The sequence below is a fragment of the Akkermansiaceae bacterium genome (assembly GCA_017798145.1).
GTDB lineage: Bacteria > Verrucomicrobiota > Verrucomicrobiia > Verrucomicrobiales > Akkermansiaceae > Luteolibacter.
The window spans coordinates 224,576-247,529 of sequence record CP059069.1 but is presented as its reverse complement, the minus strand read 5'-3'; the positions used below and the strand labels follow the sequence as shown (position 1 = coordinate 247,529).

Genomic DNA, 22,954 nt, shown 5'->3' with positions numbered 1-22,954 from the left:
CACAATCGCACGATTTGCCCGGGAGGATACATGGAATTCACGCAAAACCTGCGGATGGTCAAAGAAAAAGCCGGACAGGAGAACCTGCCCGGCTTTTTGAAAGTCACACACCGGATCTCTCCGGTGCGGATTTGAATCAGTCTTCGTCGCCCGGGCTCCACTCTTCGGAGGCGGCGGCGGCGAGGTTGAACGCTTGCTCGAGGCCGACCATCTCGGAGGATGGCTTGAGGGACTCGAAGCTGGCGCTTTCCTTCTTGAGCTGCTCCTCGGAGTAGCCGACGGCCTTGATGGAGAGGCCGATGCGGCGCTCCACCTTGTCCACCTTGATGACACGGGCTTCGATGTCGTCTCCGACCTTGATCACGTCCTTGACCTTTTCCACGTGATCCTCGCTGAGCTGAGAGATGTGGATGAGGCCGTCGATGTCGCCCTCAAGGGAAACGAAGGCACCGAAGGAAGCGATCTTCGCGACTTTGCCCTTGACGAGATCGCCGACCTTGAAGCGGTCGTCGATGGCGGACCATGGGTCGTTCTCGGTCTGCTTGATGCCGAGCGAGACACGCTGGTTCGCCTTGTCGATGGCAAGGACGATGGCCTCGATCTCGTCGTTCTTCTTGAGGACTTCGGACGGGTGGTTGATCTTGCGGGTCCAGGACATGTCGGATACGTGGATCATTCCGTCGATTCCCTCCTCAAGCTCTACGAATGCGCCATAGGCGGTGAGGTTGCGGACAGGGCCGGTGATGGTCGCGCCGACAGGGTAGCGGAGCTCGATCTCGTCCCATGGGTTGCCTTCGAGCTGGCGGACACCGAGGGAGATCTTCTGCTCCTCGATGCTGATGCCGAGAACGACCGCAACGATTTCCTGGCCGAGTTCAAGAACATCGGACGGACGGGTGATGCGTTTGACCCAGCTGAGCTCGGAAACGTGCACGAGGCCTTCGACGCCGCGCTCGATCTCGATGAACGCGCCGTACGGCAGGAGCTTGGTGACCTGACCCTTGACCTGCTGGCCGATCGGGTATTTGCGCTCGATGTCTTCCCACGGGTTGTCGGACATCTGCTTGAGGCCGAGGGAAACGCGCTCCTTGTCCTTGTCCACGTCGAGGATGACTACATCCACGGACTGCCCGATGTGGAGCAGCTCGGACGGATGGTTGATGCGGCCCCACGACATGTCGGTGATGTGGAGGAGTCCGTCCATGCCCTCGAGATCGACGAATGCGCCGAAGTCGGTGAGGTTCTTGATCGCGCCGACGACCTTGTCGCCGATCTTGACCGTCTGGAGGAACGCCTGGCGTTGCTCGGAGCGCTCGGCTTCGATGACTTCGCGGCGGGAGAGGACGATGTTCTTGCGCTCGTCGTTGACCTTGACGATCTTGAACTCGTAAACGTTTCCGACGTATTCGGAGAGATCCTTCGGCGGGATGATGTCCACCTGCGAGCCGGGAAGGAATGCCTCGACACCGACGTTGACGGTGAGGCCACCCTTGACGACGGATTTGACTTTCCCGCGCACGAGGCCGCCGTCCTGGAAGACCTTGACGATCTTGTCCCAGTTCTGCTTGTAGGCGGCCTTTTCCTTGGAGAGAACGACCATGCCCTCGTCGTTTTCGAGGCGCTCGAGGAGAACCTCGATTTCGTCGCCCACTTCGATATCATCGTCCTCGAACTCGTTGGACGGGATGGCTCCCTCGGATTTGTAGCCGATGTCCACAAGAACGATCTGTGGGCGGATTTCCAGGATGGTTCCCTTCACGATGGATCCCTCGCGGAATTCGGTGAATTTGGAATCGATCAGGTCGCTGAGCTCCTGGTTGGTTGGTTCTGCGATTGCAGTACTCATATTTGGTTAGTTGTTTGGTTAGTTGGTTGCGTTTTCCTTCCGACAATTGCCCCGGAAAAGATGGCGTCTGACGGGCACCGGGGCTCCAACCGCTCGCCAGACAAAAGAAAAACGGAGGGCGAACCTAGTGGTCAGCCCCCCGTTTGCAAGCCCAAAGATGCAGTGTGAAACGCTGCATGATTCGGCTCGGGGCCATCAATAGCGGTGGTAGTGGCCGCGGCGGTCGTAGTAGCCGCGGGAGCGACCGTCGTAGTAGCCGCTGCGGTAGGCGTCGTTCCTCTTGTCCTTGTCCCTGTCTTTGGCGAGGGCATATCCGAGCACGCCGACGGCTGCGGCGCCGGCAACGGCAGTGCCGGGATCGACGCTTTGGCGCGGATTCCCGTAGGCATCATAGGTGGTGGTGCAGCTGGTGCCGGCGAAAGCGATGGCAGCTGCAAGAAGCATGGTGACTGTCTTTTTCATGGTTTTCTTGGGACGGTGTTGGTGCGGGGATATTCAATGTATGGCGAATTTTCCCTAGTTACGGGGAACGCTAAGCAGAGTGTCGTGTGCTGTCAAAAACACAGTTTTGCTGTTTTTCCCGCCGAAGGAGACGTTCGCGGTTGCCTTTCCTGTCAGCACCCTGCCGAGGAGCTTCCCTTGCGGTGAAATTACCAGCAGCCCGCCTGGCCCGGTGGCCCAAAGATTGCCAGAGGGATCGACCTTGAGGCCGTCCATGGAGCCCTTGCCTTCAAGCTCCTTCGCATCGAAGAACACCCCTTGCCCCGCCGCACCGCCGTCGGCGTTGATCGAAACCGCGAGGATGATCTTGCGCGGTCCGTGCGAATTTGCGACGTAGAGGGTTTTCTCGTCCGGGGAAAAAGCGAGACCGTTGGGGCGCTCCAATTCCTTTGTGACCAGGGAAACGCCCCCGTCCGTGCCGATCCGATAAACACCGCAGAAACCGATTTCCCGCAGGGGATCGTCCTCTCCTTTCGGCAGGCCGTAAATGGGGTCGGTGAAGTAGATGGCTCCGGAAGAATGAACGACGACATCGTTCGGGCTATTGAAACGCTTCCCCTCGAAACGGTCTGCGAGCGTCATTTTCCCGCCGCCCTTGGTGAGGATGGAAACGCGGCGGTCGCCGTGCTCCGCAAGGATAAGGCGCCCCTGGGCGTCGAAGGTGAGGCCATTCGACCCGGACTCGCGGCCATAACCCTTCAGCCCGGTGTAGCCGGACGGGCGCATGAACTCGCGGATCTTTGAACCGTCCCATGCGTGGATCACGTTGTTCGGCACATCCGAAAAAAGCAGTTCGCCGTTTTCCACATCCCAGACCGGCCCCTCAGCCCATTTGAAACCGGTGGCAAGCACCTTGATTTCGGCATCGGCGGGGATCAGCATGTCAAAGGCAGGATCGAGCCGCTCGAAGGACATTTCCGCATGTACCGATGCGATGGCGAAGAGGAACAGCAAGGTGGCGGATTTCACGATCAACAGGAAAGCGGCGTTGCCAACCGGCATCAAGGGCATTCCATCGCTTGCAATCCTGCTGCGGCCCGCCATTTTCCGACATGCCTTTTGCACAGAAACCGAATTCCGCCCTGCTCATCGTCGGCCACGGCTCCACCGAGAACCCCGATTCATCGACACCCTACTTCGATCATGCGGACGAGATCAGGAAGCGCGGGCTCTTCGCGGAGGTTCATGTCTGTTTCTGGAAAGAGGAACCATCCATGCGCGAGGCGCTGTTCATGATTGATGCGCCGGAAGTCTACATTGTCCCGGATTTCATCAGCGAGGGCTACTTCACCCAGGACGTGATCCCCAGGGAGCTGCAGCTCGACGGCCCGACCACGGTGCGTGACGGGAAAACGCTTCATTACACCCTGCCGGTGGGCGTCCATCCATCGATGACGGGGCTCATTTTGCGCCGCGCCAAGGAAGTCGCGCCGGACGCCGACCCCGCCGACACCACTCTCATCATCACCGGGCACGGCACGGGACTGAACCAGAACTCGACGAAGGCGATCAAGGATCAGGCGGATCTCATCGCCGCCTCCGGTGCGGGATATGCGCTGGTGACGGACGCCTACATGGAGGAGCAGCCGTTCATCGCGGAATGGGACAAGATGGCGGATACGAACAATGTGGTTGTCGTTCCCTTCTTCATCTCCGACGGGCTGCATTCCTTCCAGGACATCCCGGTTTTGCTTGGGCTTGAAAGGAGGTCCGGCCCGGCGGCGAGCCAGACGGATGTTTTCCGCAACAACCCGAACAAACTGCGGGGCAAGAACCTTTACTACTCCTCGGCCATTGGCACCGAGCCGCTCATGGCGGATGTGATCCTCGACCAGGTCTCCGATTTCGATGAGAAACACAAACCCTCCCCATCCCAAGCTAGCGGCGCGATGACCCTCCCCACGCACCTGAAACAGCTTGTCCGTGGAGGGGTTCACCAGATCGGCCAGATTTGGATACAACGGGATCTCTGCGAATTCCCCTATGCCCTCCATCACATCGATGATGGGGAACTGGCCACCCAACCGGCGTTCGGCGGGCTCGACCACCATCGCGGCCCGGATGCGGCGCGTGACATCTCAACCTATGCGGAGGACGGCGAATACCGATTCACGAAAGGCAAGACCAACCTGAAACGCGGCTGGATCATGACGCTGGATGGCGAGCAAGACCTTCTCCGCGCACTTGACCAATTCTATCCCGGCTGCACCGCACTTTTCATTAAGCACAGGGATGGCGCGCTACCCATCGAGAATCTCCGCGATAAGCTGGCACGCCAGACCGGGATGTACCGCTACGCAGGGACGATCAGCGATGCGGGCGCCCAGAAACTCATCCAAAAAGTCTGCGGGCCCGCCCATAATTGCGCAAAGAAGATTCTCTGGCAGCTCGATCAGGATACGCCGCTCGATGACAGCGAAGCCTCCCGTTTCAACGGGATCCCCGGCGGGACGGAAGAAACCAATGCCATCCCCCTCCTCTGCCGCGAGGCCTGCAACCACTTCGTTGCGGAGTGCCGAAAGGCGGCCAAGGCGGAGTTCGATGCCAAGGCCACCTGATTTTTTCTGGATACATCGCCGGGTTTTCGGAACAGTGGGCGCAGCCCATGGAAAGCATCGACCAACTCATCGAAAACAATATCCTATGGGCGGAGCGAATGCGCAAAGGCGATCCGGAGTTTTTCACCCGCCTGGCTCAGCAGCAGAACCCTCGGTATTTCTGGATCGGCTGCTCGGACTCACGCGTCCCGGCAAACCAGATCACCGGCCTGCCCCCCGGCGAGGTCTTCGTCCATCGCAACGTTGCAAACGTCGTCCAGGAAACGGATTTCAACGTGCTCGCCGTCCTGCAGTATGCCGTCGATGTCCTGAAAGTCAGCAACGTGATCGTCTGCGGCCACTACGGTTGTGGAGGAGTCCAGGCAGCGCTGGAAAACTTCCGCCACGGCATCATCGACAACTGGCTTGCCCCCATCCGTGCTCTGACGCGCGGCCACAAGGATGAACTCTCGGGCCTGGAAGACGGAGCCAAACTGGACCGCCTCTGCGAGCTCAACGTCCTTTCGCAAGCCCGTCACGTAGCCCGCACCACCATCGTGGAGGACGCCTGGGAGCGCGGCCAGCAACTCGCCATCCACTCATGGATCTACCGCCTGGATCAGGGAATCCTAACCCCACTGCGCAAGCCGATCTCATCGCCATCGGACATCGGCGGTGAGTGAGCGCCGGAATCCTCCTGTTTTTTAGGATTGCCAAAAGGCTGTCCGCATATCATTCATCAGGTGTTGTCACGACGGTAGGCGGCTTTCGGATTTCCTCCGCGGTCACCACACTGGCAGTCGTCTCCCACGTCCCCATCCCGCTGACGCAGCCGGATCCACCGACAAGGAAACCGATGCCCACCCCGTCCCCTTTCCCAAGGCCTACGGTGTATTTTCACATCACCAGCGGTTCCTTTTGCCAAACCACCCTCGGAACACACCGAACCATTTCCCCATACACTCACACGAATGAGCAAAAACACCACCGACGACCTTTTCGATAGCCCCCCTGCGGAACAGGCTGCAAAACCCGCCCGCAAGACCGCTGCCAAGAAAACCGCCGCCAAGAAATCCGCTGCGAAAAAGGCCGTGGCAAAAAAAGCGGCCAAGAAGGTTGTCGCCACAAAAATAGCTTCCAAGCAAGCCGCCCTGCCTGCCGCCGAGTCGCCGGCGCCTGCAGCAGCCGAAGTTCCAGCCCCAATCCCTCTCCCGACACCGCAGCCGAAAGCCGAAGCCGGCGATAGGCCGGAACCCACCCCCCAAAACAACCCGCCACAGGACAATCCACGAATCGGCCGTGTCCCAGGCGGCGGCCCCGTACATCAGAACCCCGGCAACGACGGCCAGCCCATGTCCCGCTCCAAGAAACGCCGCGAAAAGCGCAAGCGCCGCCGCGACCAATCCGGAGGAGACCAGAACCGGGGAGCCAACCACAACCAGCGCAACGACCGCCGCAACGAACGCAACGATAACCGAACCGAACGCAACAACGACCGCCAGCAGGAAGACCGCTCCGCCACCATCCTCGACGGCCCGCTTGTCGAGGCGAACGGCATCCTTGAGATGACCCCCAAGGGCTTCGGTTTCCTGCGCATGCCTGGGACGAATTACGAGCAGGCCAAGGAAGACATTTTCATCTCACCGGAGATGATCCGCAGCCACGCCCTCCGCCACGGGCAATGGCTCCACGGCAAATACCAGGCCAGCAACCGCGGCCCGCAGCTTGTGGAGATCGACCAAGTCAACGGGCTCCCAACCGAAGAGGCGGCATTGCTCCCCCATTTCGACGAACTCACCGCAATCAACCCGAACAAGCGCATCGCCTTCGAAACCACACCCGACCGCTACACCACCCGCGTCATCGACATCGTATCGCCCGTCGGCCGCGGCCAGCGCGGACTCATTGTTTCCCCGCCCCGCTCCGGCAAGACCACCCTCCTCCTCCACATGGCCGAGGCCATCCGGGAAAAATACGACGAGCAGATCCACCTCATGATCCTCCTCGTCGATGAGCGCCCGGAGGAAGTCACCGAGTTCCGCCGCGCCCTCCCCGGCGCGGAGATCTACGCCTCCTCCAACGATGAGGCCACCCGCAACCACTGCCGCATCGCCGAGCTCGCCATCGAGAGAGCCAAGCGCCTCGTCGAGGCGGGTCAGCACGTCTTCCTCCTCATGGACTCCATCACCCGCCTCGCCCGCGCCTACAACGGCAGCATGAGCAGCGGAAAAGGCGGGCGTGGTCGCGCAACCGGCTCCGGCGGCATCACCATCGGCGCCCTTGAGGTTCCGCGCCGCCTCTTCGCCGCCGCGCGAAACACCCGCGAGGCAGGCTCACTCACCATCCTGGCCACCGCCCTCATCCAGACAAACTCCCGCGCCGACGAAGCGATCTTCATGGAGTTCAAGGGCACCGGCAACATGGAGCTCGTTCTCGACCGCAAGATCGCCGAAAGCTATATCTACCCCGCCGTGGACATTTTCAAATCCGGCACCCGCCGCGAGGAACTCCTGCTTGCCGAGCACACACTCCACAAGATCCACCTCATCCGTCGCGGCCTCTCCGGCCACCGCCCCTTTGAGGCCATGGAGCGCCTGCTCTACTTCATCAAGAAGTTCCCCAACAACCCACAGATGCTACTGGAAATCAAAGGCTAGGGCGAGCCCTTCTGGAGAGCCGTGCCCCCTGCCGGCTTCTACCCATCCGCGCAGCGCATTTCTTCTTCATTAAAGTTTGGAATTTAAAGTTTGAGATCTTGAAACCATACACCCTCTTCGTCGAGAAACTCCCACCCTTCGCCTCCGAATCGCGCCACCTTCTGCACGATCTCCGCGAATCCCTGGCACTCCCCCGAATCGCCTCACTGCGACTCCTCAACCGCTACGATATCGAGGGCGTCACCGATGTGGAGTTCGAACAGGCCTCGGGGCAAATCCTTTCCGAGCCGCAGGTGGACACCACCTCCACCTCCCTGAGCCTTGCGGCAAACGAGCGCTCCTTCGCCTACTCATACCTCCCTGGCCAATTCGACCAGCGCGCGGACTCCGCCGCCCAGTGCATCCAGATCCTCACCGGCAAGGAAAAGCCCACCGTCTTTTCCTCAAAGATCGTCATTCTCACAGGCGATCTCTCGGATAGCGATCTCACCGCCATCAAATCCTATGTCATCAACCCGGTAGATTCCCACGAGGTCGAAGTGGGGGCGATCTTCGGTCGCCCCCCTCTCGAACAGCCAAAGGATGTCTCCACCCTTGACGCGTTTCTAACAGAAAACCCCGAATCCATCCGCAGCAGGATGTCCCTCGCCATGTCCGAGGCCGACATCGCCTTCACCCAAAAATATTTCCGCGACGAGGAAGGCCGCGCGCCCTCGCTCACCGAGATCCGCATGTTGGACACCTATTGGTCCGATCACTGCCGCCACACCACCTTCCTCACCGCCATCGACGACATCACTTTCGCCCCTGGCTCCGATGTCGTCGAGGAAACCTACGGGATCTACCGCAACGTCCGCAAAAAGCTGGGCCGTGACCACAAACCCGTCACCCTCATGGACATCGCCCTCATCGGCATGCGCGAACTCAAAGCCTCCGGCGAACTCGACAACCTCGAGATCTCCGAGGAAATCAACGCCGCCTCCATCGTCGTCAAAGTCCAAATCTCAAAATCCAACTCTCAAAAAGATTCAGTGGCAGGGTCTTCCCTTGGCGACTTGACGGTTCAAAATCCTTCGGAAGAGGAATGGCTGATCCAGTTCAAGAACGAGACCCACAACCACCCCACCGAGATCGAGCCATTCGGCGGTGCCGCAACCTGCCTCGGCGGTTGCATTCGCGATCCCCTTTCCGGCCGCTCTTACGTCTATCAGGCGATGCGTGTCACCGGCGCGGGCGATCCGCTCACACCGTTTTCCGAAACCCTCCCGGGTAAGCTCCCTCAGAAAAAGATCTGCCAGGTCGCCGCGCACGGCTACTCGTCCTACGGGAACCAGATCGGCCTCGCCACCGGCCAGGTCGCGGAGGTCTACCATCCGGGCTATGTCGCAAAACGCCTGGAGATCGGTGCGGTTGTCGCTGCAGCCCCGCGCTCCAACGTCTTCCGCGGCAGCCCCTCGCCGGGCGATGTCATCCTGCTCATCGGCGGCCGCACCGGCCGTGACGGAGTCGGCGGAGCCACCGGATCCTCCAAGGAACACACCGACACCGCGCTCGAGAACTCCGCCGAAGTCCAGAAGGGCGACGCCCCCACAGAGCGGAAAATCCAGCGTCTTTTCCGCAACCCGGAACTCACCCGCAAGATCAAGATCTGCAACGATTTCGGAGCGGGCGGGGTCTCCGTCGCCATCGGCGAGATCGCCCCTTCCCTCGTCATCAACCTCGATGCCGTCCCGAAAAAATACGACGGCCTCGACGGCACCGAACTCGCCATTTCCGAGTCCCAGGAACGCATGGCCGTCTGCGTTGATCCATCGGAGATCAGCTACTTCATCGCCGAGGCCGACAAAGAGAACCTCGAATGCGTCCACGTCGCCGACGTCACCGACTCCGGCCGCCTCGTCATGACCTGGCGCGGCAAGACCATCGTCGATCTCTCGCGCTCCTTCCTCGACACCAACGGTGTCCAGCAGACCGCTAAGATCCACGTGTCTACCCCAGCCAGCATCACTTCCACCGCTCCCTTTTCACCGATCACCGATCACTTAAAGTCCCTGAACATCTCCTCCCAGAAAGGCCTCGGCGAAATGTTCGACGGTTCCGTCGGCGCCAACACCGTCCTCTGGCCATTCGGCGGCAAGCACCAGATCACCCCCCCGGATGCCATGGTCGCCAAACTCCCCCTCATGGAAGGCGAAACCGACTCCGCGACCTACATGTCTTGGGGCTTCGATCCGTATCTTTCCGAGCAATCCCCCTTCCACGGCGCTGCATTCGCTGTCACGGAATCCGTCTGCAAGGCCGTCGCCGCTGGCGCTCGCCTCTCCGACATCCGCCTGACCCTGCAGGAATATTTCCCGCGCCTCGGCAACGATCCCGCCCGCTGGGGACTGCCCTTCGCCGCGCTCCTCGGAGCCTTCCGCGCCCAGCACGAGCTGCGCCTCGCAGCCATCGGTGGGAAAGACTCGATGTCCGGATCCTTCAACGAGCTCGATGTGCCTCCAACCCTCGTTTCCTTCGCCCTCGCTCCCGGCCTCGCATCGCTCGCCATCTCCCCGGAGTTCAAGAAACCGGGATCCACGGTCTCCATCGTGGAAACGCCGTTCCTCGAAAACGGACTTCCCGATTTCAAAGTGATCAGGGAAATCGCGGAATCCCTTCACTCCCTCAATAAGGGCGGAAAGATCCTGTCGCTCCACCACATCGGCAAACCCGGCATCGCCGCCGCGCTCACGAAAATGTGCCTCGGCAACCGGATCGGCTTCGTAGGCTCCAACATCGAAGCTCCGCTCGCGCCGCGCTTCTTCGCATTCCTCATCGAGCACGGAACCGACCTTTCCCTTCCCCATTCCAGGAACATCGGCACGACAAGCTCCTCGCCAACGCTCGCAATCAACGACGAAACCCACTCCCTGACAGAACTCGAATCCGCATTCACGGCAACCCTCGAACCCGTCTATCCCACCAAACCGGAATCTTCCCTTGGCGAACTTGGCGTCTTGGCGGTTCAAATCTCTTCGACGGCCCAACATTCACCCGGCACCCGGCACCCGAAACCGAAGGTGTTGATCCCCACCTTCCCGGGAACAAATTCAGAATACGACTCCGCCCGCGCCTTCCAACGCGCCGGCGCCGAAACCGACATCGAGGTCTTCCGCAACCTCTCCCCCGCCCACATCGCCGAGTCCATTGCCGCCCTCGCCGAAGGAATCAAGAAGTCCCAGATCCTCTTCATCCCCGGCGGCTTCTCCGCAGGCGATGAACCCGACGGCTCCGCGAAATTCATCGCCACCATCCTCCGCAACCCGCGGATTTCCGATGCAATTTCCGACCTCCTCGAAAACCGCGACGGCCTCATCCTCGGCATCTGCAACGGCTTCCAGGCACTCATCAAGACCGGCCTCGCAACGCACGGCAAGGTCATGGAAACCGACGCCTCCTCGCCCACACTGGTCCACAACGACATATCCCGCCACATTTCACAATACGTCCAAACCTGCGTCGCCAACAACTCCTCCCCATGGCTCGCCAACATGAACGTCGGCGAAATCCACACCGTCCCCGTCTCCCACGGCGAGGGCAAGTTCTTCGCATCCGCGGAAACCCTCGCCCAACTCGCCGCAAAGGGCCAGATCGCCAGCCAATACTGCGACCCTGACGGGAACCCGACCATGGAGCACCCCTTCAACCCCAACGGATCCCTCGCCGCCATCGAAGGCATCACCTCACCCTGCGGCAAGGTTTTCGGGAAAATGGCCCACTCCGAGCGTTTCTCCGAAGGCGTTGCGAAAAACATCCCCGGAAACAAGCGCCAGCCGATTTTTGATGCGGGAGTTCGCTACTTTGGGTGATCCGAATCGGGAGCCATCTGCATTCCCCTATTGGCTGCTTTGCATCGGATCGGGCGACAATCCGGCTTGCGGCGCACGCTCTGACGGAAATTCCTTGATGCGGAGCGGCCGCTTGCACTCCATAGTCGGCGTCATCCGGAGATCCGGCACTACATGCTATGTCAGAAAAACCCGCCAAACCAGACCTGGAATCCGACCGACTCGAACTCGCCCTCCGGGCTTCCAACGAGGGCATCTGGGACTGGATGACAGGCGAGAAGTCCATTTTCTACTCACGCCGCATCCTGGAATTCCTGGAATGCACAGCGTCCGCCGCGCCGAACATTTTCCTGCCACCCCACCTTCCCGTCCATCACTTGGACCGCCCGGCCTTCGTCCGTGCTCTTGCCGGTGCACTTGATCCGGGCGGACCCGAAACGCTGGCAGTGGATGCGAGGGTGCAGACCGGCGGCAACGGCTGGAGGTGGCTGCGCATCCGCGGTACGGTCGTAAGGGACCGCGAAGGCAATGCGCTGCGTATCGCCGGGTCGATGATCGATATCAGCCTGCGCAAGGCGGCGGAAGCCCAGATCGAGGAAGAGCGCCATCTCCTAAGGACGCTCATCGACCACGTTCCGCTGCAGATCTATTTCAAGGACAAGGATTCCAGGATGGTGATGGTGAACAGGGGCATGGTGGAATACCATGGCTTCGCCTCCAGCGCGGAAATGGCCGGCAAACACGATAGGGATCTTTTTTCAAACGCCCACTGGGAGAAGGCGGCGGCGGATGAGAAACGCATCATGGAAACCGGCGTGCCGATGACAGGGCAACTGGAATGCGAGACCTGGCGCGAGGGCGGCGAGACCTATGTAGTCACCTCCAAGTTCCCATGGCGCGACAAGGCGGGCATGATCAAGGGCACCTTCGGGGTATCCAGCGACGTGACATCACTCGTCCTGGCGCAGAACCAGGCCACCGAGCTCGCCAACGAACTCCAGCAGAAGAACGCTTCCTACGAGGAGGAGCTCAAGCTGGCCCGCGAGATCCAGCAGGCGCTCACCACAACCGGCTTCCCCAAGGCCACCTCGCCGGAAGGCAACCACCTCACCTTCGGCTCCCGCTACATACCCATCTCCGGCCTTGCCGGCGATTTCTTCGAGGTGCTCCCTCTCGGTGCCAACCGCTTCGGCGTGTTCATCTGCGATGTGATGGGCCACGGCATCCGCGCCGCGCTCATCGTCTCCATGCTGCGCGGGCTGATCGTCACCCAGAATGTCAAGGGGCGCAGCTCAGGGGAATTCCTCACTGCCATGAACCTGGGGCTGACCTCCATACTCCAGCGGGCGAACGTGACGATGTTCGCAACCGCGTTCTACGGCATCATAGACCTTGGGGCCTTGACCCTCGAATACTCATGCGCCGGCCACCCCGGCCCGTGGCCCGCCGGCGATGGGAAAAGCCTCCAGCTATGTTCCGGAAAAAAGGAACGGGGGCCCGCACTCGGCCTGATTTCCAAGGTAAGCTACCCCAGCAGCGCCATGTCCCTGGATGGGATACGGCGGCTCCTGCTTTTCACCGACGGCGTCCTTGAGGCCGAGAACGAGGTAGGCGAGCAGTTCCTCGACAAGCGCCTGCTCGGAATCGCTGCGGGGAATGCCGGGAAACCGCTCGAAGGTTGGCTGGATGAAATCCTCAACACCGTCCTGGATTTTTCCGAGGGCCACCATTTCGACGATGATGTCTGCCTGCTCGGCATAGAGATCCTGCGCGGAGACGGCTGAGAAGCCTATTCCCCGCCATCGATGAGATCCTCGAAGCTGTCAGGCCCCGGTTTCGGGGCTGGGGATTCTTCCTCCCGGGGCGATTCGGCTGCCTTGTTGTAGAGTTCCAGGAAATTGTCCGCAGGTACCGCGGATGTTCCGCCGACCTCGATATCGACCCATCGGTATCCTTCGCGCAGGGATCCGAAAAGCAGATCGAGCCTCTTGTTCTTGGAAGCCGCGACCGTGGTTTCGGGAATCCCTACCCGGAGCGTGCCCGTGATGGCACCGGCGTTCCCGTTGGAGACGTTGCCGCGCACGGCCATTCGCCCGCGGCTGACCATGTTGATTTCGGAGAGGTTCACCTCGCCGCCGCGCCTTTTTAAAACGATGCCCACATTGTCCGTGAAGTTGGGGAACTCATACCAACGGTCGTCAAGGGCTTTGGCGAGTTGGGAAAGGAACCGGAAGCCTCCGAGGTCGATGCGCGAGTCGAGCGAATTTGTAAGCGTCAGGTCAAGCAGCGCTTGCTCCACCTCGTCAGGGGGAATGGTTAGGAAATTCGAGTCCGGGATCTCCTTGCTGTCAACGGTACCGAGGAAAAAGCGACCCAGGTCGGCACCCGCAAGATATGGGAGGGGCATCTCGCGGACATTCGCCTCGATCGTGTGTGTCGCTCCAATTTCCAGAGGCCTGAGATTACCGGAGAAATCGATAAAGCCCTTTTCCGGCTTTCGTTCGTTGGCGGCCTTCGGCACGGTGAACCTCATGCTCTGGATCTGGAACGACCCTCCCTTGACCTTGATGTAGGACCGGTCCAGCGCGGCAAGCGGCCAGCCATCGAACTCAAGCAAGCCGCCGAGCAACCTGATCTCCGCCTGGCCTGCCGCGGTGCTTGGGAAAAAGGATGCTTCCGTACCCTTCAGGTAACGGCGGTTTCCGGGAGCATTTCCGAAAAACACTTCCAGCGACGGTACCGAATATCTCCGGAACTTCACAGGCATCTCGCCGCTACCCGGCTTGTGGCGCGCGGGTTCTCCCTGCGTGGGTGCCGCCAGCACGAGAGTCCCCTTGGCGGCCACGACTTCCTCACCGCCGAATTCGTTTCCGAGGAAACTCGAGGGGGAGATCTTCGCTGTGATGTTGCCAAGGGTGATCTCCGAGAGGGCGTTGCCGCCCGGCCAGAGAAGCTTGGCAGCGTTCGCGTTCGCATTGGCCGGATTCATGCGGAACTGGGTCAGGCTCATCTCGGCTCCGCTGGCATCCTCCATTTTCCCCAGCAGGGACTCGCGGAAAGATGCGCTGTTGGCATACAGGACACCGATGCCCACAGCGAGGGAAAGCAGCACCACGACAACGACGAATCCGGCGATCTGGATGATCTGGACGCGATGGTTGCGCTTCGTCTCGCTGTTGACGGCCTGGTTGGTGCGCCTCCTGCGCTTCTTGACCTTCATGGCCTGGCTGCCATCCGGGCGGGTCACCAGCTCGGGGCTTTTGCCGGATGTATCGCGCCCCTTGAGGCGATCCATCATTTCGTCGATCGTGTATTTCTCTTGCTCGCTGCTCGGCTCTGGCATGGTGGGTGTGGAAGAAGTGGCGGGATCAGCGATCCCTGTAGGGGCGTCCGGTAGGATCGAGCAGTTCCACATTCACCAGGAACACGATGGCAATGGATCGTTGGCTCTTCCCCTCTGACTTGAAAAGCCGCCCTACGACAGGGATGTCGCCCAGGATCGGCGTCTTGTCATCAAGGTTTGCGATCTCGTCTTTCAGAAGCCCGCCAATGACAATGGTTGAGCCGTCCGCCACGACCACATTGGTGTTTGCCCTTTGGACGCTGAAGACAGGCATCAGTATCTGGTTCTCCGTCAGCGTGACAGTCACTGGGCCGGCCAAGCCCTGCGAGGTAGAGTTGATCGGGCTGCCGTAGTTCACGAAGCCGTCGAAATCCGTGATGACGGGGTTGAGCGTGACATCCACATAGCGCCTGTTCGCATCGGCGACAGGCAGCACCTCAAGGCTCACACCCACATCCCGCTTCTCGAAAGCGGTGGGGGTGGCCGGAATGACGATGTTCGGAGCGGTGTTGGCGACGGCGGTTATGTTACCGGCAGGATCGATCGCGATGGTTCCGCCTCCGGAATTGGGCAGCTCCGGGGGTTCGTACTCCGTCGGGTAGATGAATTCGCGGATGAGCTGTATCGATGCCGCCTGCCCGCTGCGCGTCGTGACGGATGGCTGGGACATCAGGTCAACGCCTTTCTGTTGGTTGAGTCCCCTCATGAGCACCTGGACGGTCGCGTTGCCTAGGATGCCGTTGAGGCCGAGGACACCCGGAGCGCGGTTGGTGGACTGCCTGCCGCCAGTGCTGCCTGCGGCGATCAGGGCGTCGATCGATTGCTCGGCAAAGGCTCCGTTGCCGCTGCGGTTCCCTGCCGTGATCGGGTTTGTCGGGAAGGTCGCGCCGGGCAAAGGGGCTATGTCGGTGATCGCAGTGCCGTTGCTGGTGGTGCCGCCGGTCAGGTTCAGCTTGTCGGCTCCGGGTATCCAGCTGTTGCCTCCGAATCCGAAGTTGTCCAGCATCCAGTCAAAGCCAAGTTCCTCGAGGCGATCCTGCTGCACTTTCAGCATGGTGACGCGCACCGCTACGGAAACCGGCTCCGTCTGTGTGATCGAGTCGATGATCTGTGCGATGATGTCGAGGTTCCCTGCGGTGTTGATCACCCGGAGGGTGTTGGACGCGGCGTTGAACATGGCGGAAGCACCATCGGGAAAAGTGACCCCCTGTTGAGCGAGGGCTTCCTGCGCGCCCATACGTGCCGCCAAGAGCCCGCCATTGCCGACCTCCGTGTTGAAAATGTCATTCTCCTGCTTTTCCGCATTCGAGCCCGCCGAGAGGTTGCTCAGGAAATCGGGGGGAACCCTGAATACCCTGGACATCAATTCGTCGGACTGGAATCCGGCGGGGATGATCGTGACCGCGAAATCGTCTGTCCGGTATGTCGTTCCGCTGATTTCCGTGAGGTATTTCAGGATCGCGTCAACCGGGACGTTCGCCACCTGGAGATCGAAGTTTTTGGCAAGGATTTCCTTCGCAGGGGAAACTGTTGGATCGCCGAGATTGACAGTGATGTTGATGCCCTTCTGCGCCGGATCCGATGAGAGCTTGTCATTCTCCGTGGCACGCAGCCGCAGCAGTTCGACCGCCTCCATCAGCGTGCCCTGCACGATGCGGAACTCGGGGACGATGATGCGGCTGAGCTTGTTCGACACGGGGACGAATCCCGCCTGGCCGCCCCCGCCGGAGACAAGGTCTGGCAGAGCGGGCACTACGAGATCCGGAGCAAGGCCAAGCTCCCAGGCTGCGTCCACTTCGCCCAGCGTCTCAGCGCGCGCATGATCCCTGGCAGAATCCATGTAATCGGATTTCGCGGATGCGACGAGCTCCATTCCACGGCGTGCGGCCTTGTTGTAAGGATCGATGCGCAGCACGGACTGGTAGTGCTTCCCGGCCTCGTCATGCTTGCCCAAGTCATAAGCCCCTTGGGCGGTGTAGAGCAACCTGCGCACCTCGTCCACATCCTCAGCGTGCTCCTTGGTCAGGGCGGGGTTTGTCCTGATCGGATCGTCGAGCTGCGAGCGGAAGGCCAGGGCGTAGGAATCGTCGGGCGCGACGGACTTATCGAGAACCTTTTCCACCACGGCTTTTGCGCCGGCGACATCGCCCTTTCGTGAAAGCTCGCGACCGTATTCGACGCTTGCGAGGATCAGTCGCCGTGTCGCGGCATCCCTCAGGTCAGCGGTCGCCGGGGCATCGGGAAACGCACTGCGCGCGGCGGAGTAGGCATCCGTCGCATCCTGGAATCTCCCTGCATTGTAGGCATCATCGCCTTTTTCCAAAAACATCTGCCCTTCCTGGACAAGCGCCAGCCGCTTTTCGAGTTCCTTTCCTGCCAGCGCAGTCCCATCCTGTGCCAGAAGGGCTCCAGCGAAGAGGATGGGAGCCGCCACCGCGATAATGCGGCCCGTGTGTTTCGTGAGAAAAGGGATTTCCATGCGGAGGTTTTGAAAGGTTGTAGCCGCCCGGCATCCAAAGGGTAAGCGTAAAATCCGGGAAAATTCATCTTTCCGGCAACAGCCGGGAAACCGCCCGATCACCATCCGAAGTCGAGCTGCTCCTCGCGCCGCCGTCCCGCAGGTTTCCGGAATCTGCGGACTTGCCTCTTGAGTCTCCGCCTCCATTCGATGATCCTCAGTTTCCAGCGCAATCCAAAGTATCCAAACAAGTCCATCCCGAATGCTGTTCAAGGTAACAGCATAAGGTCAAGCGTCAACTTTCAGTCCTCGTCCTTTTCACCGTGCCCGATGACGTAGGCCTGATCCTCCTTGCTGAGCGAAAGGAACTCGAAGTCGATCATCCTGCCGTTCTCAAGCCGCACCCGCACCAGACCCACCGATGGATCGAAGACCACCAGCCTGCCCTCGAAGGATTTGCTGCGGTCGGCGTTGTAGAAGCTGCGGATTTCGCCATATGGAAGATCCGGCAGGCGGCCTGCGCTTTCCCGGGGTGTGCCGCCTTCCGTTCCGTCCGCGCCGTGCATCCTGAGCTTGGGGGTCGAGTAGCTGTAGAGGAAAGCCACGGCCGCAGTGGTGTGGTTGCGGATGTTGCCGCGGTAGTAGGCGAGATCCGCGTAGTCGCGACCAGGGAGGATGACATAGGAATCGCTGCCGTGGCAGCGGGCGAGGTTGATCCAAGCCTTGTAGTAGTCGGCCACCTTTTTCCTGAGCTTCTTGTCGTCGGATGCGAAGGTGCCGGCCCAGCCCCAGGTGAGACCCATGAGTGCGTCGGCATGGCCGTCAGGCATGTCCTTGTAGGCGGCGTCGATGTTTGAAAGGTGGAGCTTCATGGTTTTTTTCGATTCGCTCCTTTCTGGGGAAAGCAGGTGGACGAGGTAGCCCAGCCCGGATTTGTGGGAGCCGCCGTTGCGGGTGCTGGCCTTCCATTTGTCCCAATCGACAGGCCCGTTGTTCAGTGTGAACTCGCCGCCGTAGGCGATGCTGCCCGCAGCTGTCGTCCCGTAGTCCAGGAAAGTGAAACTCCTCTCCACCGCCTCCCCGTCCACCTCAAGGCCGCATTGTTTCCCGAGCTGCCATGTCATGAGGGCAAGGCAGGTCGGCCACTGCATGGGCCCGTAGCCGCCGCCGCCGCGCTCGACGATGACGGAATAGGGTGCATGGCCGAAACCGCCCTCATACAATGCCTGGTGCTTGTCGATGAGCGATTGGTTTATGCCCTTGATCTGCTCCGACTTCCAGTGGCGTATCTCGCCCTTCCACTGGGCCTCGCCCAACAGGCCCATGGTGTGCTCGATGGTTTTCAGGACGGATTTGTCTCCGGTGAGGAGATAATACTCGCCAAGGGCGATGCCCTGGAAGCCGAGGTGCCATGACCACGTCTCCGGGCCGTAGGGCCTGTTCCAGTCCAGCGCCATTTTCTTTCCTGCTCGCTGCACCTTGCTGTCATCGGATCCGAGCAGGGCAAGTGTCGCGATGCAGCGGCCCTGGGAATCGAGGCCGCCGGGGTTATCCATGAGATACCCGTAGGCCCGGTCGCGCAGGATCGCGGTCTTCTTGCAGTCCACCGGAAAGCTGTCGGCGAAGCGCCCGAGCGCCTCAAGCTGCACTGCAAGCTCCAGCTTCTCCCCGCCCCGATCCACCATGAGCCTAAGCACGCCGTCCTCACCCTCGCTGTCCTCGATGGCCAGCCCGAGATCCTGCATGGGGCCCTCGATCCCGTGGTGGCCGCCCCCGAAGGTGTGCTTGGAAAACCTTTTCCCGTTCGCGCCATAGACCTCGTCCCCGATCTCCAGCACGCCTGCCGCAGGGGATTTCCTGAAAACATGCCCGACCACGTAGGAGCTTTCCCTGAGAACGCCCCGGGCACCCGTCGGGCCCATGTTCACAAGGAAGCCCGGCACCTCCTTGTCCGGGCCATCCTTGCACGGCTGGTTCCAGCGGCCTTGGTTTTCCGCATCCTTCAGGGCGAGCGCATTTCCGGATAAACCGACGATGAAACATGCCACGACAAGTTTCCCGGAAACGCGATGGTGAATGTCTGACATGTGTGTTTTTGAAAATATCAGCGTAGCCCGCCCCGTCCAGCCAATTCCCGCGTAAGGGGAATGCTGGCGGCGGATTGCGAGCAACCGGGTTTCCGGATCCCTTGCCTGCCTATTGCGGAGAGTTGTCCCGGCTCACGCACCGAGGGAACGGCCAGGCTCCAACCCCATCCCCTCGATGACGAGGCGGTCTGAGTAGCAGCTGACGGTTGCGTAGGCGGTTTCCTTCTCGGTTTCCACCATGCCCTTGAAATTCACGTAGTGGCAGCCGCCCTTTTCCGCGTAGTTCCCGGCGTGGTGGTGGCCGTTCATGTAGGCCGCGACGTTGCCGTGTTTCCCGATCAGGGCGACGAGTTCCTTGCTGTTCGTGATGTTCGGCCCCTTTTCGGGAAATGCCGGGTAGTGGTTGAAGACGATGGCGCGCTGGCCGGATTCCTTGGCGGCGGCGAGTTCCTCTGCAATCCATGCCATCTGCTCCGCGCAGATCCCGGAATTCCGATATGGCTTCTTGGCGGCCAGCGTGCGCGGATCAGAGGCGGGGTAGCGCCAGATCGCGTCGTCCGTTCCATCGGTGAAAAGGAAACGCCAGCCCTTGATGACCATGGAGTGGTAAGCTTTCTCCATTCCAAGAGCCGCAAGCACCTTGCCTTTCTCCCCGTCCTCCACGGAAAAATCATGGTTCCCAAGAATTGGGAAATGCCTCGATTTCAGCTTTTCATAGATCGGCATGACGGAACCGAAACTCTTGAAATCCCGGTCGATGAGATCGCCGAGGGTGACGGTGAAATCCAGGGGGCGGGTGTTGAGATCCGCGATGGCATGCTCCAGCTTTGCCAGCGAGTTCCGGTAAAAACGGCTGCCGTGTGTTTCCACATCCGCGTATTGGGGATCCGCGATGACGCCGAAGGTGAGGTCCGGCGTTTCCGAAGTTGCGCCTGCAGCCCTGCCGGCGAGGGCGATCGGCAATGTGATCCGGATGAAGTCCCTGCGTTTCATCAGGCTAGGCTAACCCTACTTCCGATCAACAAAAGCGGAAAAAACCATCACTGTGCAAATTGCCCTCAAATCCCGCCGTAATCACTTAAAGCCCTCTTGTTTGGGAAAATCATCTTCCCTTCCATCCGCCACCAGGTAGGATTCAAGCAAACCATATTTCCCATCCCGAAAGTGCACATCCCACGAATCATCGCCCTCACAGCGCTAGCCATGCAGGCATCAACGGCAGCGCCGGATTTCGTGAAAGACATCCAGCCCATCCTCGAGCGGAACTGTGTGCGTTGCCACAACGCGGACAAGACCAAGGGGGGCCTGCGCATGGACACCCACGAGCTGATCATGGAGGGCGGCGACACCGCCGATGCCATCGTCCCTGGCGATCCCGCCGCCAGCGAGCTCCTCGTCCGCATCCACCTCCGCCCCATCGACGAGGGCGTGATGCCAGACGAAGGCCGCGCCCTTGAGCCCGCCGAGGTCGCGCTGCTCGATGAATGGGTCAAAGCAGGCGCGCATTGGCCGAAAGGCATAACCCTCACCGAGCAGAAGCCAGCCCCCGTGAAACGCGTCCCCATCCCGGATCGCATCCCCGTTTCCGCCGCCGACGCCGCAAACATCATCGATGACATACTCGCCCGGGAAAACGCAGGATCCGAGGCCATCACCACCCCGCCCGTCGGCGATGCCGTTTTCCTCCGCCGCGCCACCATCGACATCATCGGCCGCATCCCGACGATGGATGAGATCCGTGCCTTCGAGGCAATGGGCGAAGGCCGCAGGGAAAAACTCATCGACCGCCTGCTCTCCGACAAGCGCTACGCCGACCGCTGGACCATCTTCATGGCGGACATGCTCCGCATCCGCTCCGACATCGAGGGCGGCAACCAGCTCCTCGCCTACGTCAACGGCTCCCTCGCCGCAGGCAAACCCTACGACCTCATCGCCCGAGAGCTCATCAGCGCATCCGGCCGCGCGAACTCGAACCCCGCCGTAGGCTTCATCCTCGGCGACGACGTGAACCCGATGGAACTCGCCGCCGCCACCGCCCAGGTCTTCCTCGGCGTCCGCATGGGCTGCGCAATGTGCCACGACCATCCCTTCGACGATTGGCAGCAGCGAGACTTCTACGACCTCGCCGCGTTCTTCGGGAAAACCAAGAAGGTCGGCAACCGCGACCGCGGCATGGTCTATGCAACCGAAGGCGACACCATGGCGGTCATGTGGCCGCCCGAGGACAAGGCCAAGGAAGGCAAGCGCGAAGCCGTCCGACCTCGTTTCCCGTTCAAGTCTGCTGCGGTCAAAGAGACCCCGCCGCACATCGCCCGCTTCGAGAAAGCCCGCACGGCGCTTGAGGATAAATCATCCGGCAAAGATGCAAACGCAGAGCTCGACGCCCTCCTCGACGCCCCCGGCCCGACGGTCGGGCGGAGGCAAAACGAGGTTCTGGAGGAAGCGAAAAAGGAAAGCCGCCTGCTCGATGTCCACGGCGACATCTACCGTGCCAGCGAACTCCGCAACCAGCTCGCCGGCCTCATCACCAACCCCCGCAACGACTTCTTCGCCCGCGCCTTCGTAAACCGCATGTGGGCGGAACTCATCGGCCGCGGCTTCGTCGAGCCGCTCGACAACTTTTCCCCGTACGTCGATCTCAACCACGCCTCCACCCTCGATTTCCTCGCCCATGAGTTCACCGCCAGCGGCTTCGACATCCGCCACCTGATCCGCATCATCACGCTGTCCGATGCCTACCGCCGCTCCCAGCTCACCGCCGAGGTGCCGCTGACAATCCGCGAGCTGAGCGAGAGGAATTTCACCGCCGCCCCGGCCCGCCGAATGCTCGGCGAGGTGATCTACGACAGCATCGTCATTGCCGGGCACCTCGAGGATTTCAAATGGCCCGCCGGAGCGAACAACAAGGAAATCAGCCGCGAGATCCGGGTGCCGACCGGGGAATACATCATGGCCGAAAACGGCGCGGAACCAGCGCCCGTAATGGAAGCCGCCGCACCCAAGATGCGCGGCGACGGCTACGACCTCGAATCCTCGCTGAAACTCGATTTCAACTCCATCCTCTCCGCCGACGAACGCAACGAGCTTGATACGATGCGAAAGGAATCCGACGAGCAGATCAAGGCACGCGAGATGGCTGCGATGCAGAAAGAGAGGGATCAAAGGGTGATGAAATTCCGCACCGAGACCGTCACCGAGACCGTGGACGACAACCCGCGCTTCGACAGCGCCTTGCGGATGGCGACGCCAGCGCCGCCCGCCCACTTCCTCCGCGTCTTCGGCCAGCCCGCCCGCACCGGGCTCGGCGAATTCCGCGATCCCTCATCCTCCCTCCGCCAGCAACTCATGATGCTCAACGGCCGCATGACCCACGAGGCATCCCGCGTCGGGCCGCTTGAGCCGATCCACCGCGTCCTCGAAAAAGACACCGCACTGGCCATCGACTTCGCCTACCGGGAAATCCTCACCCGCCTGCCCACCCCGGAGGAAAAATCCGAAGCCCTCCAGCTCCTTTCCGAAAACCCCCACGAAGGCATGGCTGACCTCCGCTGGGCACTGCTCAACTGCAACGAATTCCGATTTGTGCCCTAGCCCCCCCATGCCCAACTGGGCATCTCATACTGGCCTAGCCTGGGGCAACGCCATAGGTATCCCCCTCAACAAGCACCCAGGCGAGAAAACACCCCGCACCTGTCTCA

Annotated in this window: 13 protein-coding genes; 6 read left to right on the top strand and 7 right to left on the bottom strand. The window is 60.9% G+C overall.

What is annotated here, in order from left to right:
• Positions 1–136 precede the first annotated feature (136 nt).
• From HZ994_01075 to HZ994_01065, 3 genes are all read right to left on the bottom strand, one after another.
• Positions 137–1,846, bottom strand: coding sequence for a 30S ribosomal protein S1 (locus HZ994_01075; protein ID QTN30976.1), 1,710 nt, complete (start codon positions 1,844–1,846; stop codon positions 137–139).
• 195 nt (positions 1,847–2,041) lie between these two features.
• Positions 2,042–2,308: a hypothetical protein gene (locus tag HZ994_01070; GenBank protein QTN30975.1), complete on the bottom strand. Its 267-nt coding sequence runs from the start codon at positions 2,306–2,308 to the stop codon at positions 2,042–2,044.
• A 54-nt stretch (positions 2,309–2,362) separates the two neighbouring features.
• Entirely contained in the window at positions 2,363–3,349 is a 987-nt protein-coding gene (locus HZ994_01065; protein QTN30974.1) for an SMP-30/gluconolactonase/LRE family protein, read from the bottom strand.
• A gap of 50 nt (positions 3,350–3,399) precedes the next feature.
• Here HZ994_01065 and HZ994_01060 point away from each other — a divergent pair, with 50 nt between their 5' ends.
• The 5 genes from HZ994_01060 (at position 3,400) to HZ994_01040 (ending at position 13,152) form a co-directional block, all read left to right on the top strand.
• Positions 3,400–4,905: a hypothetical protein gene (locus tag HZ994_01060; protein QTN30973.1), complete on the top strand. Its 1,506-nt coding sequence runs from the start codon at positions 3,400–3,402 to the stop codon at positions 4,903–4,905.
• 47 nt (positions 4,906–4,952) lie between these two features.
• Positions 4,953–5,567 (top strand): carbonate dehydratase, encoded by a 615-nt coding sequence (can, locus tag HZ994_01055; protein QTN30972.1) that lies wholly within the window; start codon positions 4,953–4,955, stop codon positions 5,565–5,567.
• A gap of 288 nt (positions 5,568–5,855) precedes the next feature.
• Positions 5,856–7,541, top strand: a complete 1,686-nt coding sequence (rho, locus tag HZ994_01050; protein QTN30971.1) for a transcription termination factor Rho — start codon at positions 5,856–5,858, stop codon at positions 7,539–7,541.
• 98 nt (positions 7,542–7,639) lie between these two features.
• Entirely contained in the window at positions 7,640–11,389 is a 3,750-nt protein-coding gene (locus HZ994_01045; GenBank protein ID QTN30970.1) for a phosphoribosylformylglycinamidine synthase, read from the top strand.
• A gap of 158 nt (positions 11,390–11,547) precedes the next feature.
• On the top strand, positions 11,548–13,152 hold the full coding sequence (locus HZ994_01040) for a SpoIIE family protein phosphatase (GenBank protein QTN30969.1): 1,605 nt from the start codon (positions 11,548–11,550) through the stop codon (positions 13,150–13,152).
• A 5-nt stretch (positions 13,153–13,157) separates the two neighbouring features.
• Here the strand turns inward: HZ994_01040 and HZ994_01035 are convergent, their stop codons facing one another.
• From HZ994_01035 to HZ994_01020, 4 genes are all read right to left on the bottom strand, one after another.
• On the bottom strand, positions 13,158–14,711 hold the full coding sequence (locus tag HZ994_01035; protein ID QTN30968.1) for a hypothetical protein: 1,554 nt from the start codon (positions 14,709–14,711) through the stop codon (positions 13,158–13,160).
• 25 nt (positions 14,712–14,736) lie between these two features.
• Entirely contained in the window at positions 14,737–17,190 is a 2,454-nt protein-coding gene (locus HZ994_01030; GenBank protein QTN30967.1) for a type II and III secretion system protein, read from the bottom strand.
• A gap of 281 nt (positions 17,191–17,471) precedes the next feature.
• Positions 17,472–19,256, bottom strand: coding sequence for a hypothetical protein (locus HZ994_01025; protein ID QTN30966.1), 1,785 nt, complete (start codon positions 19,254–19,256; stop codon positions 17,472–17,474).
• 132 nt (positions 19,257–19,388) lie between these two features.
• The gene (locus tag HZ994_01020) at positions 19,389–20,249 is read right to left on the bottom strand and encodes a metallophosphoesterase (GenBank protein QTN30965.1); all 861 of its coding nucleotides are present in this window, start codon (positions 20,247–20,249) and stop codon (positions 19,389–19,391) included.
• A gap of 171 nt (positions 20,250–20,420) precedes the next feature.
• On the opposite strand from HZ994_01020, the gene HZ994_01015 reads away from it, so the two are divergent.
• A complete protein-coding gene (locus tag HZ994_01015) occupies positions 20,421–22,847 on the top strand; it encodes a DUF1553 domain-containing protein (protein ID QTN30964.1) in 2,427 nt (808 codons plus the stop codon).
• The last annotated feature ends 107 nt before the right edge of the window (positions 22,848–22,954 follow it).